14 protein-coding genes are annotated in these 17,262 nt (G+C 70.3%); 13 read left to right on the top strand and 1 reads right to left on the bottom strand.

Features of this window, described 5'->3' with window-relative positions; all coding sequences use genetic code 11:
• Positions 1-16 precede the first annotated feature (16 nt).
• The 7 genes from QZ500_RS14215 (at position 17) to mdoH (ending at position 8,625) form a co-directional block, all read left to right on the top strand.
• Complete coding sequence (locus QZ500_RS14215; RefSeq protein WP_295856059.1) at positions 17-961, top strand: LysR family transcriptional regulator; 945 nt, start codon at positions 17-19, stop codon at positions 959-961.
• Positions 962-965: 4 nt separating this feature from the next.
• Complete coding sequence (locus QZ500_RS14210) at positions 966-1,388, top strand: hypothetical protein (RefSeq protein WP_295856058.1); 423 nt, start codon at positions 966-968, stop codon at positions 1,386-1,388.
• Between the two features lie 103 nt (positions 1,389-1,491).
• The gene (gene miaB, locus QZ500_RS14205; RefSeq protein ID WP_295856057.1) at positions 1,492-2,853 is read left to right on the top strand and encodes a tRNA (N6-isopentenyl adenosine(37)-C2)-methylthiotransferase MiaB; all 1,362 of its coding nucleotides are present in this window, start codon (positions 1,492-1,494) and stop codon (positions 2,851-2,853) included.
• Positions 2,850-4,289, top strand: coding sequence for an ATP-binding protein (locus QZ500_RS14200; RefSeq protein WP_295856056.1), 1,440 nt, complete (start codon positions 2,850-2,852; stop codon positions 4,287-4,289). Before miaB ends, QZ500_RS14200 begins: the two co-directional genes overlap by 4 nt.
• Positions 4,279-4,983, top strand: coding sequence for a hypothetical protein (locus tag QZ500_RS14195; protein WP_295856055.1), 705 nt, complete (start codon positions 4,279-4,281; stop codon positions 4,981-4,983). Before QZ500_RS14200 ends, QZ500_RS14195 begins: the two co-directional genes overlap by 11 nt.
• 10 nt (positions 4,984-4,993) lie before the next feature.
• Positions 4,994-6,406, top strand: coding sequence for a sigma 54-interacting transcriptional regulator (locus tag QZ500_RS14190; RefSeq protein WP_295856054.1), 1,413 nt, complete (start codon positions 4,994-4,996; stop codon positions 6,404-6,406).
• Positions 6,407-6,603: 197 nt separating this feature from the next.
• Positions 6,604-8,625 carry a glucans biosynthesis glucosyltransferase MdoH gene (gene mdoH, locus QZ500_RS14185; RefSeq protein ID WP_295856053.1) on the top strand — a complete coding sequence of 674 codons (2,022 nt, stop codon included), beginning with the start codon at positions 6,604-6,606 and terminating at the stop codon, positions 8,623-8,625.
• A 120-nt stretch (positions 8,626-8,745) separates the two neighbouring features.
• Here the strand turns inward: mdoH and ffh are convergent, their stop codons facing one another.
• The gene (gene ffh / locus QZ500_RS14180) at positions 8,746-10,125 is read right to left on the bottom strand and encodes a signal recognition particle protein (RefSeq protein WP_295856052.1); all 1,380 of its coding nucleotides are present in this window, start codon (positions 10,123-10,125) and stop codon (positions 8,746-8,748) included.
• A 92-nt stretch (positions 10,126-10,217) separates the two neighbouring features.
• On the opposite strand from ffh, the gene ccsA reads away from it, so the two are divergent.
• The 6 genes from ccsA to QZ500_RS14150 form a co-directional block, all read left to right on the top strand.
• Complete coding sequence (ccsA, locus tag QZ500_RS14175; protein WP_295856051.1) at positions 10,218-11,012, top strand: cytochrome c biogenesis protein CcsA; 795 nt, start codon at positions 10,218-10,220, stop codon at positions 11,010-11,012.
• The gene (locus tag QZ500_RS14170; protein WP_295856050.1) at positions 11,009-11,248 is read left to right on the top strand and encodes a PP0621 family protein; all 240 of its coding nucleotides are present in this window, start codon (positions 11,009-11,011) and stop codon (positions 11,246-11,248) included. Before ccsA ends, QZ500_RS14170 begins: the two co-directional genes overlap by 4 nt.
• An 11-nt stretch (positions 11,249-11,259) precedes the next feature.
• Positions 11,260-12,948 carry an ATP-binding protein gene (locus QZ500_RS14165; protein WP_295856049.1) on the top strand — a complete coding sequence of 563 codons (1,689 nt, stop codon included), beginning with the start codon at positions 11,260-11,262 and terminating at the stop codon, positions 12,946-12,948.
• Between the two features lie 4 nt (positions 12,949-12,952).
• A complete protein-coding gene (locus QZ500_RS14160; protein WP_295856048.1) occupies positions 12,953-14,530 on the top strand; it encodes a sigma-54 dependent transcriptional regulator in 1,578 nt (525 codons plus the stop codon).
• On the top strand, positions 14,523-15,104 hold the full coding sequence (gene ampD / locus QZ500_RS14155) for a 1,6-anhydro-N-acetylmuramyl-L-alanine amidase AmpD (protein WP_295856047.1): 582 nt from the start codon (positions 14,523-14,525) through the stop codon (positions 15,102-15,104). Before QZ500_RS14160 ends, ampD begins: the two co-directional genes overlap by 8 nt.
• 380 nt (positions 15,105-15,484) lie before the next feature.
• Positions 15,485-17,262, top strand: a 1,778-nt coding sequence (locus tag QZ500_RS14150) for a ribonucleoside-diphosphate reductase subunit alpha (RefSeq protein WP_295856046.1), incomplete at its 3' end; no start/stop codon positions are given.

Raw genomic sequence — 17,262 nt, 5'->3', positions numbered from 1 at the left:
ATCTGCGGGAGCCCCCATGCCCAGCCTGCGTGTCCTGCGCACCTTCCTCGCCGTCGCGGCGGAAGGCTCCTTCACCGCCGCCGCCCATCGGGTGGCGCTCACCGCCTCAGCCGTCGGGCTGCAGATGCGCACGCTGGAAGCCGACCTGCGGCGGACGCTGTTCACCCGGCACGGCAAGGTGGTCGCGCTCAACGAGCATGGCCGGGCGCTGCTGCCGGTCGCCGCGCAGATGGTCGCGCTCTACGACGGGGTGCTGCACGGCGCGATGGCCGATGCGCCGATGGCCGGCACGGTGCGCTTCGGTGCGGTGGTGTCGGCGCTGGCGCGGCTGGTGCAGGCGACGCTCGCGCTCAAGGGGCGGCATGCGGCGCTCGACCTGCACGTGTCTTCCGGCAAGTCCGACCGGCTGATCGCGCAGGTCGAGGCCGGCGAGATCGACGCCGCCGTGGTGGTGCAGGACCCGGCGCTGCGCCGGCCGAGCCTGGCCTGGACGCCGCTCTACACCGAGCCGATGGTGCTGCTCGCCCCCGCCGCCTGGCCGGCCACCGGCGCGCGTGCGGCCGTCGAGCGCCATCCGTTCATCCGCTTCGCCCGCGACGAGCACACCGGCCAGCTGGTCGAGCGCACGCTGCGCCGGTTGCGTGCCCGGCCGCAGGAGTTCCTGGAGCTGAACTCGATCGAGGCGATCGTCGACCTGGTCCGCTCGGGCCTCGGCGTGACGGTGCTACCGCAGCTCGGCGACGGCACGGCCTGGGCGACCGACCGCCGGCTGCGCATGGCGCCGATCGCGCAGGCGACCGAGCCGCGCACCCTGGCGCTGGTGCAGCTGCGCACCACGCCGCGGTCGGCGGTGATCGCCGCGGTCGGGCAGCGGCTGCTGCACGGTGCGGATACCGCCGGCAGGTCCGGCGCCGCATCGGGGGCGGCCCCTAGAATTGCGGGTTCACCAGCCTCTGGATGACACCATGAACCGCTGCGGCCCGCCTTCTTCTTCCCTCCCCGCCCCCGCCCGATCCGCCCGCCTGTCCCGGCGCGCGGCCGCGCAGGTGCTGTGCGCCGCTGGCCTGCTCGCCACCGGCGCCGCGCATTCGCAGACCCGCCCGTTCCCCGAATCCGCGCTGCGCGGCCGGCTGCGGATCGTCGCGCCGCCGCAGGTGCAGATCGACGGCCGCGATGCGCAGCTCGCCCCCGGCGCCCGCATCCGCAACGCGCAGAACATGCTGGTCATGTCGGGCACGCTGATCGGCCAGGAACTGGCGGTGAACTACCTGCGCGACCCGGCCACCGGCCTGATCGGCGACGTGTGGCTGCTGAGTCCCGAGGAAGCCGCGGTGAAGCGCCGCGGCGCCGAGCAGCCTTCGTGGTTCGGCAGCCTGTTCGGCTCCTGATCCTGCCGATATCGGAGGCCAATCGGCCTCCTGCGCCCGTCCCATCTGCGCATCCAGCTCTCATTTTCATAGCACACACAATATTCCCGGACCCCGCGCCGCCATGAGCAAGAAAGTCTTCATCAAAACCTTCGGCTGCCAGATGAACGAGTACGACTCGGACAAGATGGCCGACGTGCTGGGCGCCGCCCAGGGCTACGAGCCGACGCAGGACGTGGAGGAAGCCGACCTGATCCTGTTCAACACCTGCTCGGTCCGCGAGAAGGCGCAGGAGAAGGTGTTCAGCGACCTGGGCCGCGTCAAGCACCTGAAGGCGCGCGGCGTGAAGATCGGCGTCGGCGGCTGCGTGGCGAGCCAGGAAGGCGCGGCGATCATCGCGCGCGCGCCGTTCGTCGACGTGGTGTTCGGCCCGCAGACGCTGCACCGCCTGCCCGAGATGCTCGCCGCCCGCGAACGTCAGGACCGGCCGCAGGTCGACATCAGCTTCCCCGAGATCGAGAAGTTCGACCACCTGCCACCGGCCCGGGTCGAGGGGCCGAGCGCCTTCGTCTCGATCATGGGAGGCTGCTCCAAGTACTGCAGCTACTGCGTGGTGCCCTACACCCGCGGCGAGGAAGTGAGCCGGCCGTTCGACGACGTGCTGGTCGAGGTGGCGGGCCTGGCCGACCACGGCGTGCGCGAAGTCACGCTGCTCGGCCAGAACGTCAATGCCTACCGCGGCCGGATGGGCGATACCGACGAGATCGCCGACTTCGCGCTGCTGATCGAGTACGTGGCCGAGATCCCGGGCATCGAGCGCATCCGATACACGACGAGCCATCCGAACGAGTTCACGCCGCGGCTGATCCAGGCCTATGCCGAAGTGCCGAAGCTGGTCAGCCACCTCCATCTGCCGGTGCAGCACGGCAGCGATCGCATCCTGATGGCGATGAAGCGCGGCTACACCGCGATGGAATACAAGAGCACGATCCGCAAGCTGCGTGCGATCCGGCCCGACCTGGCGATGAGCAGCGACTTCATCGTCGGCTTCCCCGGCGAGACCGACGAGGACTTCCAAAAGATGATGCGGCTGATCCACGACGTCGGCTACGACACCTCGTTCAGCTTCATCTTCAGCCCCCGGCCCGGCACGCCGGCGGCCAACCTGCCGGACGACACGCCCCACGCGGTGAAGCTGGCGCGGCTGCAGGAACTGCAGGCGGCCATCGAGGACAACGTCCGCCGGATCAGCGCCTCGCGCGTCGGCACCGTGCAGCGCATCCTGGTCGAGGGGCCGTCGAAGAAGGCCGGCCCCGGCCGTCCCGAACTGATGGGCCGCACCGAGTGCAACCGGGTGGTGGTGTTCGACGCGCCGCCGCGGCTGGTCGGCCAGATGGTGGACGTGCGCATCGCCGAGACCGCCGGCTATTCGCTGCGCGGCGAGGTACTGTTGCGCGAGGACGACCGGGCGCCGGTTGCCGCATGACGGTGCCGCACCGCCGGCGCCGGCCGACCTTCGGTTCCTTCCAGCAGTTCCTGCTGCTGGCCTTTCTGCTGATCGCCGCGCTGCTGGGCGGCATCTCGCTGCGGGCCGTGTTCACCTTCGACGGACTGATGGCGCAGAGCCGCGGTTTCTCGGCCCGCGCGCTGCAGCTGAGCGCCGCGGTCCAGGCGATCGCCGACCGCAGCGCGACGATGGAGCGCGCCGGCCGCCAGTCGCTGATCCTGAACGACGCGATGCTGCGTCGCCGCTTCGACGAGGCGGCGCGCGAGGGCGCCGCCCAGCTTGCCGACCTGGAGCCCGGCGACGTGCCGCCGGACGTCGCGACCCGCTGGCGCGCCCAGCTCGCGACCATCTCCGCCCTGTTCGCCGGCCCGCCGGAGACGGCGCTGGACCGCGAGCGCGCCATGGCCGCCGCGTTCCGCGAGCTGGAGCAGGTCAACGCGGCCGTTGCCCAGGAGGTGCAGCGGGCGATCGAGGAACGCAACCGCGCCCTCGCTGCCCAGCTCGACGACAGCCGGGCCCGCCTGACGCGCATGGTGATCGGCACCATCGGCCTGGCGGTGGCGCTGGCCGTGGCGCTCGGCGTGTGGCTGGCGCGGCCGTTCAAGCGGCTGGAGCGCGCGATCGTCGGGCTCGGCGAGAACCGGCTGGAAGACCCGATCGACATCCGCGGTCCGGCCGACGTGCGCCGGGTCGGCCAGCAGCTGGAATGGCTGCGGCTGCGGCTGACCGAGCTCGACGCCGACAAGGCGCGCTTCCTGCGGCACATCTCGCACGAACTGAAGACGCCCCTGGCCGCGCTGCGCGAAGGCGTGGCGCTGCTGGAAGACGGCGTGGCCGGTCCGCTGACCGACAACCAGCGCGAGGTCGCGCGCATCCTGCAGCAGAACACCATGGTGCTGCAGAGCCAGATCGAGGCGCTGCTGCGCTTCAACGCCGCCGCCTTCGAGGCCCGGCAGCTGCAGCGCGAGAAGACCGACCTGCTGCAGCTGGTCGAGGAGCAGGTCGACGGCCAGCGGCTGCAGTGGCAGGCGCGCGGCCTCGCGGTGCGGGTCGAGGGCCGGCCGCTGGTGCTGCAGATCGACGCGGCCAAGATCGCGACGGCGGTCGCCAACCTGCTGTCGAACGCGATCCGCTTTTCGCCGCGCGGCGGCACCATCGTGCTGCGCGTCGGCCAGGCCGAGGGCCGCGCCCGCATCGAAGTGCAGGACGACGGCCCCGGCGTGCCGGAAGGCGACCGCGACCGCATCTTCGAACCCTTCTACCGCGGACAGCTGCAGCCCGAGGATGCCGCCCGCGGCAACGGCATCGGCCTGTCCATCGTCCATGAATACATCGCCGCCCATGGCGGTCAGATCGCGCTGCTCACCGACAGCGCGGGCGCCCATTTCCGGATCGAATTGCCCCATGCCCTTTAGCCGACCGTTCCCGCCGCGCCTGGCGGCGCTCTGGCCTGCGCTGCTGGTCGCCGGCTGCGCGACGACGGCGGTGCCGCCGCCGGCCCCGCCGCTCGCGGCCGCCGCGCCCGCCGTGTCCGCGACGCCCGCAGCCGCCGCGCCCGCCGTGGCCGACACCGCGCGCAGCGAACGCGCGGCCGCCGCCGCAGAGGCACGGGCCGAAGCGCGCGCCGAATCGCTCGCGCTGGCCCGCCCGCCCGATTCGCCGGTGCTGCGGCCCACCGAAGGCAATGTCTCGGTGCTGGCTTATGCCGACCGCCTGCGGTCGATGGCGCCGGGCGAACTGACGGCCGAGATCGCCCGGCTGGGCGACCTGCCGGACAGCCTGCGCTCGCCGTTCCACGACCTGCAGATGGTGCTGGCGCTGGCCCAGACCCGGGCGCCTCAGGACCTGCAGCGCGCCCAGGGCCTGCTGCAGAAAATCCTGGCCAACACCACCGAGGATGCCCGGCGGCTGCAGCCGATGGCCCGCCTGCTGGCCGCACGGTTCGCCGAACAGCGCCGGGTGGAGGACGCGCTGGACCGGCAAAACCAGCAGGTGCGCGACCTGCAGCGCCGCATCGATCAGCTCAACGACCGGCTGGAGGCGGTGCGCGCGATCGAGCGCAGCCTGACCCGTCCGGGCGGCAACGGCGCACCCGCGGCCAAACCCTGAGGACCCGCCGATGAGCCCCGCTTCCGCCGCTTCCCCCTCCGCCGGCGGCGCCGGCCACAGCATCCTGGTGGTCGACGACGATGCCGACATGCTGCGGCTGCTGTCGATGCGGCTCACCGCGGCCGGCTACCGGGTCACCGCTGTCAGCTCGGCCGAATCGGCCCTGAACCAGCTCGACATCGCGGTGCCGCAGGTGGTGCTGTCGGACGTGCAGCTGCCCGGCAAGGACGGCCTGGCGCTGTTCGACACGGTTCGCGCCCGCCATCCGTCGCTGCCGGTGATCCTGCTGACCGCGCACGGCACCATTCCCGACGCGGTCGAGGCCACCTCGCGCGGCGTCTTCAGCTACCTCACCAAGCCCTTCGACGGCCGGGAACTGCTCGACAAGATCGGTCAGGCCCTGGCGCTCGGAGCCGCCATCGAGACGCCGGTGAAGGCCGACGAATCCTGGCGCGCCGAGATCGTCAGCCGCTCCAGCCGCATGGCCGAGGTGCTGGCAGAGGCGCGGATGATCGCGCAGTCCGACGCCTCGGTGCTGCTGCGCGGCGACAGCGGCGCCGGCAAGGAGCTGCTCGCCCGCGCGATCCACCGGGCCAGTCCGCGCGCGAAGAAGCCGTTCGTCGCGGTGAACTGCGGCGCCATCCCGGAGAACCTGCTCGAGTCGGAACTGTTCGGCCACATGAAGGGCGCCTTCACCGACGCCCACAGCAACCACAAGGGCCTGTTCCAGGCGGCCGACGGCGGCACGCTGATGCTCGACGAGATCGGCGACATGCCGCCGGCCCTGCAGGTCAAGCTGCTGCGGGTGCTGCAGGAGCGCGCGGTGCGGCCGCTCGGCTCCAGCCAGTCGATCCCGGTCGATGTGCGCATCGTCTCGGCGACCCACCGCGACCTCGATGCCGCGATGGCCGCCGGCCAGTTCCGCGAGGACCTCTACTACCGCCTGAACGTGGTGACCCTGGCGCTGCCGACGCTCGGCGAGCGCCGGGAGGACATCCCGCTGCTGGCCAACCATTTTTTGCAGAAGCTGGCCGGCAAATACGGCAAGCGGCTGTCCGGCTTCGCGCCGGAAGCCCTGAAGGCGCTCACCACCGCCGCATGGCCGGGCAATGTGCGACAGCTCTACAACGTGGTCGAGCAGGTGTGTGCCCTGTCGTCTACCCCGCTGGTGCCGCTGGCACTGGTCCAGCGAGCGCTGCGCGCGCCGTCGGTCGAGGTGCTGAACTATGCCGACGCCAAGCAGAAATTCGAACGCGAGTACCTGGTCGGGCTGCTGAAGCTCACCGACGGCAACGTCGCCGACGCCGCCCGGCTGGCCGACCGCAACCGGACCGAGTTCTACCGGCTGCTGCAGAAACACGCGTTGACGCCCGGCCACTTCAAGGCGGACGGTGTCGCTGCCGGCAGCGAGGGTGTCGCCTGATCCCGACGCGCGCAACACCTTGATTTCATTGCGTTTTCCATAGGGACTACAAGCAGCTGTCGCCGCCCGGCGACAAATTCGAGGGTTTTCACGGGGGCGCTGCTGTTTTTTCGTGCAAACGACATGAGATTTTTCTTCCATGTCGTTGTTTTTGAATAATATTTTTTGATTGGCACGGGCTTTGCAATGAAGCTCGCATGCGAATCACCTCCGCCCCCCTCCGCCGCCTCGCTGTCGCCTCCCGCCGCAGCGCACTGCGCGAAGAACGCCATCCCAACGCCGTCACCGCTCCGCCGGTGAACCGCGGCTCCATGGTGCCGTTGCCGTGGCGCGGTTTCTGGAACAGCGTCGGCACCGCGCTGCTGCTGGCCGTGACCGGCCGGGGCCGCGGCGCCGACACCCCGCTCGATGCCGAGAAGCGCAACCCCGAACCCTGGCAGAAGGCCGCTTCCCGCCGCCGCCTGGCCTTCCTGCTGATCACGGTGCTGACCACCGTGGTCGCCACCACGCTGTTCGCCGGCATCCAGCCGCAATACGACAGCGCCTGGCTGCAGTACGGCCAGACCGCGCTGTTCGCGCTGCTGTCGGCCTGGGTGGTGACCGGCTTCACGACGGCGCTGATGGGTTTCTGGGTGTCGCTGCGCGGCGATCCGTTCACGCTGTCGGCCCAGGAGGTGCAGGGCCATACGATGAACCCGGACGCCCGCACCGCGATCATCATGCCGATCTGCAACGAGGACGTCGCCACCGTGTTCGCCGGCCTGCGCGCCACCTGCGAATCGGTCGCCGCGACCGGCAACAGCCGGGTGTTCGACGTGTTCGTGCTGTCCGACAGCTACGACCCCGAGATCGCCCGTGCCGAGCGCGCCGCCTGGGAAGACCTGCGCGCCGCCCTCGCCGCCAACCCGGACCAGCCGCAGGTCGAGGTGTACTACCGCCTGCGCACCCGCCGCAGCCACCGCAAGGCCGGCAACGTGGCCGACTTCTGCCGCCGCTGGGGCAAGGACTATCGCTACATGGTGGTGCTGGATGCGGACAGCGTGATGAGCGGCGACTGCCTGTCCAACATGGTCAAGCTGATGGAAGCCCACCCAAAGGCCGGCATTATCCAGACCGCCACCCAGTCGATCGGCCATGCCACGCTGCATGCCCGCTCGCAGCAGTTCGCCTCCCGCATGACCGGCCGCCTGTTCACGCTCGGCATGCAGTACTGGCAGCTCGGCGAGTCCCACTACTGGGGCCACAACGCGATCATCCGCGTCGAGCCGTTCATGCAGCACTGCGCGCTGGCCCCGATCAAGGGCACCGGCGGCATGGCCGGCGGCATCATGAGCCACGACTTCGTCGAAGCCGCGCTGATGCGCCGTGCCGGCTACCAGGTGTGGCTGGTGTCCGATCTGGTCGGCAGCTACGAACAGCAGCCGCCGGACCTGCTGTCCGAGCTACAGCGCGACCGCCGCTGGTGCCAGGGCAACCTGCAGAATGCCCGCCTGATGGCCGAGCCCGGCCTGCACCGGGTGCACCGCGCGATGTTCGTCACCGGCGCCCTGTCGTATGTGTCGGCCCCGCTGTGGCTCGCCTTCCTGACACTCGGCACCGCCCTGTGGCTGTCGGGCAGCAAGATCGCCAGCACCAACCTGAGCGTGCTGCCGGCCGAACTGCTGGGCCTGTGGGCCTTCACCGTGTCGATCCTGTTCCTGCCGCGCATCCTGGGCATCGCCGCGGTGCTGATGAAGGGCGAGCAGCGCATGTTCGGCGGCACCTGGGGCCTGCTGAAGAGCTCGGTGCTTGAAAGCGTCATGGCGCTGCTGCAGTCGCCGGTCCGGATGCTGGCGCACTCGCTGTTCGTGCTGATCGCCGTGACCGGCTGGAAGCTGGAGTGGAAGTCGCCCCCGCGGGAAGCGCTGGCGCTGTCCTGGCGCGACGCCGCCGCCAGCCTGGCCCCGATGACCGCCGTCATCGCCGCCTTGGCCGCCGGCATCGCCGCGATCGACGCGAGCGCCCTGGTCTGGCTGCTGCCGGTCGGCCTGCCGTTGCTGCTGGCGATCCCGGTCAGCGTGGCCACCAGCCACATCGAACTGGGCAGCATGATGCGCAGCCGCGGCTTCCTGCTGATCCCGGAAGAGCGCTGGTCGCCGTCGGTGCTGCGCCGGGCCCGGCTGCATGCGAGCCGTCTGTCCCGGCCGCGCCTGGCGGCACCGGTCGCGATCGCCGCCTGATCGCGGCGCATCCGCCCAACAAAAAAGCCGGCATCTGCCGGCTTTTTTGTTTGCTCCTGATTCGATAGCACGTTGCGCAGGCAGGACCTGCGCAAAAGGCCCGAAAGCTTCAGAATTGGCCTAGAACGGCAGCTTGGGCATGCCGCCGCCGCCCAGGCCCTTCATGCCGCCCATGCGCTTCATCATCTTCATCAGGCCGCCGCCCTTCATCTTCTTCATCATGGTCTGCATCTGCTCGAACTCCTTGAGCAAGCGGTTGACCTCCTGGACCTGCACGCCGGCACCGGCGGCGATGCGCTTCTTGCGCGTCGCCTTGATCAGGTCGGGCTTGCGGCGCTCCAGCGGCGTCATGCTCTGGATGATCCCTTCCTTCCGCTTGATGTCCCGCTCGGCCTTGTCCATGTCGACCTGACCGGCCTTGGCCGAGAGTTCGGCCGGCATCTTGTCCATCAGACTCGACAGCCCCCCCATCTGCTTCATCTGCTGCAGCTGGCCGAGGAAGTCGCTCAGGTCGAAACCGTCGCCGCTCTTGACCTTGGCGGCGAGCTTCTGCGCCGCCTCCATGTCCACGCCGGCGGTGACCTGCTCGACCAGCGCCACGATGTCGCCCATGCCGAGGATGCGGCCGGCATGGCGCTCGGCGTCGAACACTTCCAGGCCGTCGATCTTTTCGGACACGCCGGCGAACTTGATCGGCGCGCCGGTCACCTGCCGCACCGACAGCGCCGCACCGCCGCGGGAATCGCCGTCGAGCTTGGTCAGCACGATGCCGGTCAGCGGCAGCGCCTCCTTGAACGCCTTGGCGGTGTTGACCGCGTCCTGGCCCTGCATCGCATCGACGACGAACAGCGTCTCGGTGGGCTTCAGGAAGCCGTGCAGTTCCTGGATCTCGCGCATCAGCACCTCGTCGATCGCGAGGCGGCCGGCGGTGTCGACCAGCAGCGCGTCGAAATAGTGGCGCTTGGCATGGTCGAGTGCGGCCTGGGCGATCGCGAGCGGCTTCTGGTCCGGCGTGCTGGGGAACCATTCGGCGCCGGCCTGCTTCGTCACGGTCTTCAGCTGCTCGATCGCGGCTGGACGGTACACGTCGCCCGACACGGTCAGCACCTTCTTCTTTCGTTTCTCGATCAGGTGCTTGGCCAGCTTGGCGGTGGTGGTGGTCTTGCCGGCGCCCTGCAGGCCGGCCATCAGGATCACCACCGGCGGCTGGGCCTGCAGATTGATGTCGGCGATCCCTTCGCCCATCGTCGCCGCGAGTTCGCGGTTGACGATGCCGACCAGCGCCTGGCCCGGCTTGAGCGAGCCCATGACTTCCTGGCCGAGCGCCTTTTCCTTGACCCGCGCGATGAAGTCGCGCACCACCGGCAGCGCGACGTCGGCCTCGAGCAGCGCCATGCGCACCTCGCGCATCATGTCCTGCACGTTGGACTCGGTGATGCGGGCCTGGCCGCGCATTTCCTTGACGAGCCGGGAGAGTTTGTCGGTGAGTGCGGATGCCATGCGGAGGGGGGGGGTCGGAAGGTGAAGAGGGCGGGCGCCGGCGGGCGTTGCCGCGGGCCGGGCGACGGGGGAAACGCCACTAAACTCGGGCCATGATTCTAGCCAGCGTGCCCCCCGCCAGCATGGTCCTGGGCCTTGCCGCGGCGCTGGCCTATGCGCTGCCCGCCGCGCTCGCCGGCCGCATCGCCGCGAGCGCCGGGCGCGCGGTGCTGGTCATCGCCTGGCTGCTGCACGGGGCGCTTCTGGCGCGGGGACTGCTCGGACCGGCGCCGCTCTTCGGCTTCGCGCCGGCGCTGTCGATCACCGCGTGGCTGGTGCTGACCGTCTACGGCGTGGAAAGCCGGCTCTATCCCCGCATGCAGGCGCGCTGGACGCTGTCGGGCCTCGGCGCGGTCGCGGTGCTGCTGTCGCTGGTGTTTCCCGGCACGCCGCTGCACGTCGAGGAATCGCCGTGGCTGCCGCTGCACCTGGCGCTCGGCATCGCCTCCTACGGGCTGTTCGCCGCCGCGCTGGTCCACACCTGGCTGATGACCCGCGCCGAGCGGCAGATGCGCCGCGCCGCCGAGCCACAGAGCGGCATGCCGCTGCTGACGCTGGAGCGCCTGACCTTCCGCTTCGTCACGGCCGGCTTCGTGCTGCTGACCGCCACGCTCGCCGCCGGGCTGCTGTTCGGCGAAGTGCTGTACGGCCGCGCCTGGCGCTGGGACCACAAGGCGGTGTTCTCAGTGCTGTCGTGGGCGACGTTCCTGGTGCTGCTGCTCGGCCGCATGCGCTTCGGCTGGCGCGGACGCACCGCGTTGCGCTGGCTGTACGCGGGATCGGCGCTGCTGCTGCTGGCCTATGTCGGCTCCCGGTTCGTGCTCGAAGTGGTGCTGGGCCGTCCATGAAGCTGCTGGTGCTGCTCGCGGCGATCGCCCTGCTGCTGTGGCTGCTGCGCGGCGGGCGCAACCGGGTCGGCCGCGATGTGGCGCCGCCGCCCGCCGCGCCGCGCATCGCCGCACCGGAGCCGATGGTCGCCTGCGACTGGTGCGGCCTGCACCTGCCGCAGACCGATGCGCTGCCCGCACCGGACGGTCGCCATTTCTGCTGCACCGACCACCGGCAGCGCGCGATCCGCGGCTGACCCCGGACACGATGGTCGCGATGAACGCCGGCCTGCGCTGGTTCGGCTCCTTCGATCCGACCGAACTGCGCATCTGGAACGGCTTCACCACCGCGCGGCTGCTGGTCGCCGTGGCGGTGCTGCTGCTGCAGGGGCTGACCTACGCGATGGGGCAAGGTTTCGACCCCGCCTTCCTCCTGCTGTGCATCGCCTACGTCGGCGCCACCCTCTTCGTGCGGGCGGCGCTGCGCCCCCGGCCGGGCGAGCGGCTCGCCGCGCGGCTCTGGGTGCCGACGGTCGGCGTGGACCTGCTGGCCTTCGCCGCGATGCAATCGCTGCAGTCGGGCGCGGCGAACTACACACCGCTCTTCGGCCTGCCGGTGCTGATGGCGGCGGTGCTCGGCACCCGCCGCACCGCCTGGGGCACGGCGGCGGGCGTCACGCTGCTGCTGCTCGCCGATGCGGTCGCGTTCTGGTGGCAGGTGCCGGGCGCCGCCGCACCGCGCTTCGTGCAGGCGGGCCTCACCGGCATCGGGTACTTCCTGGTCGCGATCCTGGTCCATCCGCTGGCCGCCCGCCTCGCGCGCGAGGAGGAAGCCGCACGCCGCAGCGAGCATGCGGCCGCGGTGCAGGCGCAGGTCAACGAACTGGTGATCGAGTCGCTGGCCGACGGGGTGCTGGTGATCGATGTGCACGACACGGTCCACGCGGCCAATCCGGCGGCACGGCAGCTGCTCGGCACCGCCGCCCGGGCCGTGCCGCCGCCCTTCTCGCTGCGCAGCACACCGGTCTGGCAGCCGCTGGCCGAGCTGGCCGGGCGCACCCTCGCGGGTGGAGGGCGGCAGGCGGCGGACGTGACGCTGCAGTACGAAGGGGCCGGCCCGCGCCGACTGCATGTCAAGACGCGCCCCACGCCGCCCGACGGCCAGCTCGCCGGCGGGCTGTGCGTCATGTTCCTGGAAGACCTGCGCGAAACCGAGGCGCGCCTGCGTACCGAAAAACTCGCGGCGATGGGCCGCATGTCGGCGGCAGTGGCGCACGAGATTCGCAACCCGCTCGCCGCCATCGTGCAGGCCAACCAGTTGCTCGACGAGGAACTGCACGATCCGGGCCAGAAGCAGCTCGCCCAGCTGGTGCGCCAGAACGCCCAGCGCCTGGTGCGCATCGCCGAGGAGGTGCTCGACGTCTCGCGTGCACAGCGCCGCTTCGATTTCGACGGCGCCCGGCTGGTGCTGGACGACAGCGTCTCGATCGTCTGCCTCGACTGGCACGTCCATGCCGGCCGGGGCTGCGGCCTGCAGTGGATCGGCGAGGCGCCCGGCACGGTGGTCGAGTTCGACGCCGAGCACCTGCGCCGCGTGCTGGTGAACCTGCTCGACAACGCGCTGCGCTACATCACGCCGCACGACGACGCATTGCAGGTCCGCACCTGGACGGTATCCGGCGGCCAGGCGCTGCTGGAGGTGTGGAGCGACGGCCCGCCGCTGGAGCCGACGGTCGAGCAGCGGCTGTTCGAGCCGTTCTTCTCGTCGGAAAGCCGCTCCAGCGGACTCGGCCTGCACATCTGCCGCGAGCTGTGCGAACGCCACGGCGCGGCGATCGGCTACCGCCGCATCGCCCGCCCGACCGGGCGTGGCGACCTGCCCGGCAACGCATTCACCATCGCCTTCCGCCCGCCGGCGCCTGCGTCGGGCGAGGCCGTGTTCGACACGCCACAATAGAACGATGAGTTCCGCCGCCAGCAGCCGCCCGTCTGCCGCCGCCCTGCCCATCCTGGTGCTGGACGACGAACCCGATCTGCGCATCCTCTACGAACTCACGCTCCTGCGTGAGGGCTACCAGGTCACCTCGGCCGCGACGGTCGCCGAGGCCCGCGACCATCTGGCGCAGCAGGCGTTCGGCGCGGTGATCTCCGACATGCGCCTGCCCGACGGGTCCGGGCTGGAGGTGCTGCAGTTCCTGCGCAGCCACGGCCGCCGCGAGCGCTGCGTCGTCATTACCGCCTACGGCTCCGCGGAGAACGCGGTGGAGGCGCTCAAAGCCGGCGCCTTCGACTACCGGACCAAGCCGGTGGACCTGAAGCAGTTCCGCACGGTGGTGGCCGCAGCCGTGCGGACCGGAGCGGAGGCGCCCGTCGCTTCGGCGGCACCGGCGCGCACGGCCGGAGGCGCGCCATCGGCCGCGCCCGGCAGCGACGCCGCGCTGGCGAAGCTCGTCGGCAGCTCGGCTGCGATGGCAACGGTCAAGCAGCGCATCGCCAAGGTCGCCCGCAGCATGGCGCCGGTGCTGGTCCGCGGCGAATCTGGCACCGGCAAGGAACTGGTGGCGCGGGCGCTGCATGCCTGCAGCCACCGGGCGGACGGGCCGCTGGTCGCGGTGAACTGCGGCGCGATCCCCGAAAGCCTGCTCGAAGCCGAGTTCTTCGGCGCCCGCAAGGGCTCCTACACCGGCGCCCTCGCCGACCGCGACGGATTTTTCCAGGCCGCGCGCGGCGGCACCCTGTTCCTCGACGAGATCGGCGAACTGCCGCTGGCGATGCAGTCCAAGCTGCTGCGGTCGATCCAGGAGCGCAGCGTGCGGCCGCTCGGCGCCACCCAGGAAGAGCCGGTCGATGTGCGCATCGTCAGCGCGACCCACCGCGACCTGGCGGCCGACGTGAAGGCCGGCCGGTTCCGGCAGGATCTCTATTACCGGCTCAACGTGATCGAGATCGTGGTGCCGCCGCTGCGCGAACGCCGCGAGGATCTGCCGCAGCTCGCCGCCGCGCTGCTGGCACGCATCGCCGGCGAATCGGGCCTGCCGGTGCCTGCGTTGTCGCCGGAGGCCCTGGACCGGCTCGCCGCCCATCCGCTGGCCGGCAACGTGCGCGAACTGGAAAACCTGCTGCACCGTGCAGTCGCGCTGAGCGAGGGCGACCTGCTGCAGATCGATCTGGATGAACCCGCGTTCAACCTGCCGGACCCCGGCCCGCCGGCCGCCGCTGCGGCGGAAGGCCGGCCGGTCCCCCTGTCGGCGTCGAGCCCCTCCGGTACCACGGCGTCCACGCCGACCATCGTTACCCCGGCCGTCGGCCGCGATACGCCGGTCCCGATGCCCGACGATCTCCAAGGCTACCTCGACGCCCGCGAGCGGGAGATTCTCGTCAAGGCATTGCTGGAGAACCGTTTCAACCGCACCGCGACGGCCGCGCGGCTCGGCATCAGCCTGCGGCAGATCCGCTACCGGATCGAGCGGCTCGACATCGCCGGCCCGCGCGACAGCAGCGACAACGGGGCCGACGACGACGGTACACCGCGTGTTTGAGCCATCCGGCGACTGGGACGGCGGCTGGTGGCAGCCGGCCGAGCGGCGCCCGTCGCCGAACCACGGACCGCGGCCGGCCGATGCCTGCATCGACCTGATCGTCGTGCATTCGATCAGCCTGCCGCCCGGCGTCTACGGCGGCGGCGAAGTGGAGGCGCTGTTCGCTAACACGCTCGACTGGGATGCCCACCCCTACTTCGCCACGATCCGCGGCATCGAAGTCTCTGCCCACTTCTTCGTGCGTCGCGACGGACAGGTGCTGCAGTTCGTCGACGGCGACCGCCGCGCGTGGCACGCCGGCCGGTCGTCCTACCGCGGACGCGACAACTGCAACGACGACTCGATCGGCATCGAGCTGGAAGGCCTCGAAGGCGACACCTTCGATCCGCGCCAGTACCCGGTGCTGGCGCGCCTGTGCGCCGCGATCGGCCACCGTTATCCGATCCGGCATGTCGCCGGCCATTCCGACATCGCGCCGGGCCGCAAAGGCGATCCGGGTGACGGTTTCGACTGGGGTGCGTTACGCAGGTCGCTCGACTGGACCCTGTCAGCCTTTCCCCGCCACAAGATGTAATAAAACGACCGTGGCGTGGCGGCTTCCCGGCGCCATGGTCCGGCGGGTCGGGCAGTCCGGCAAAGGCCAGCAGCCATGCGGCTTTCCAAGCCAAATCGACCGCTGCACCGCGCCAGCGTTGGCAGGGCCGGCGACGACGCAGCACCCGTGCGCGCTGCCGTCCGATATGGCCGGAAGCGATGGCGGAAACAGGCGTTTTCGCCCGGCTGGTCCGGCAGCCGCTTTCCACGCCGCTACACTATAGGTAGCGTTTGAAAACCCGCGACACCCTAGATATAGTGGGTCGCAGCCGGTCTCGCTTCAAGCTTTTTCGTGTGCCGCATCCCGGTTCCATCCGTGCGGCGCCTCTCTTTCCACCGCCTTCGTCCAGAGGACATTCAATGCAAACTGTCGCCTCGACCAGCCCCGCCACGGGCGCTTCCCGCCATCCGCTCGCCGCGCGTATAGAGCCGTCGCCCGCCGCGACCGCACCCGGCGCCGTGTCGCAGTACCAGCTCATTCGCCGCAACGGTGCAGTGGTGCCGTTCACCCCGCAGAAGATCGCGGTCGCGATGATGAAGGCATTTCTCGCTGTCCACGGCACCCAGGGCGCCGCATCGGCCAGCGTGCGGGAAACGGTGGATTCGCTGACCGAGGCGGTGGTGCGCGCCCTGATGCGTTCGCGTCCCGGCGGCGGCACCTTCCATATCGAGGACGTGCAGGACCAGGTCGAACTCGGCCTGATGCGGGGCGGCCACCACGAGGTCGCGCGCGCCTACGTGCTCTACCGCGAGCGTCATGCGCAGGAACGCGCCCAGCAGCAGAAGGACGCCACCCCCTCCACGCCCGCCCTCACCGTCACCGACGGCGACCAGCGCTTCGTGTTGGACGTGCAGCGGCTGCAGGGCCTGATCGAGGCAGCCTGCGAAGGTCTGGGTGCCGATGTGAAGGCCGAGCCGATCGTCGCCGAGACGATGCGCAACCTCTACGACGGCGTGCCGGTCGACGAGGTGTACAAGGCCTCTATCCTGGCCGCGCGGACGCTGATCGAGAAGGATCCCGACTACACCTACGCCACCGCCCGGCTGCTGGCCCACACCATCGCCAAGGAAGTGCTCGGCCGCGACGTGACCCAGGCCGAGATGCCGGCGGCGTACGCCGAGTATTTCCCGGGCTTCGTCCAGAAAGGTGTCGAGGCCGAACTGCTCGATCCCGCCCTGCTCACCTACGACCTGCCGCGCCTCGCAAAGGCCCTGAAGGCCGAACGCGACATGCAGTTCGACTACCTCGGACTGCAGACGCTGTTCGATCGTTATTTCCTGCACATCCGCAAGACCCGCATCGAGCTGCCGCAGGCCTTCTTCATGCGCGTGGCGATGGGCCTGGCCCTGAAGGAGACCGATCGCGAAGCCCGCGCTATCGAGTTCTACGAGGTGCTGTCCTCGTTCGACTTCATGTCGTCCACCCCCACGCTATTCAACAGCGGCACGCTGCGTTCGCAGTTGTCTTCGTGCTACCTGACCACCGTGCCCGACGCGCTCGACGGCATCTACGACGCGATCAAGGAAAACGCGCTGCTGTCGAAGTTCGCCGGCGGCCTCGGCAACGACTGGACCCGGGTGCGGGCGCTCGGCTCCCACATCAAGGGCACCAACGGCGAATCGCAAGGCGTGGTGCCGTTCCTGAAGGTGGTGAACGACACCGCCGTGGCGGTGAACCAGGGCGGCAAGCGCAAGGGCGCCGTCTGCACCTACCTGGAAACCTGGCACCTCGACATCGAGGAGTTCCTGGAGCTGCGCAAGAACACCGGCGACGACCGCCGCCGCACGCACGACATGAACACCGCCAACTGGATCCCCGACCTGTTCATGCGCCGTGTGATGGAAAAGGGCGCTTGGACGCTGTTCTCGCCCTCCTCCGTACCGGACCTGCACGACCTGTTCGGCGCGGCGTTCGAAACCGCCTACGTCGCCTACGAAGCGCAGGCCGCCCGCGGCGAGATCAAGCCGAGCAAGACCGTCCAGGCGACCGACCTGTGGCGCAAGATGCTCACGATGCTGTTCGAGACCGGCCATCCCTGGATCACCTTCAAGGACGCCTGCAACGTGCGCTCGCCGCAGCAGCATGCCGGCGTGGTGCACTCGTCCAACCTCTGCACCGAGATCACGCTCAACACCAG

This window comes from uncultured Xylophilus sp. (assembly GCA_913776965.1).
Lineage (GTDB): Bacteria > Pseudomonadota > Gammaproteobacteria > Burkholderiales > Burkholderiaceae_C > Xylophilus.
Note: the sequence above shows the minus strand (reverse complement) of the source record. Positions and strands in the feature narration are given on the sequence as shown.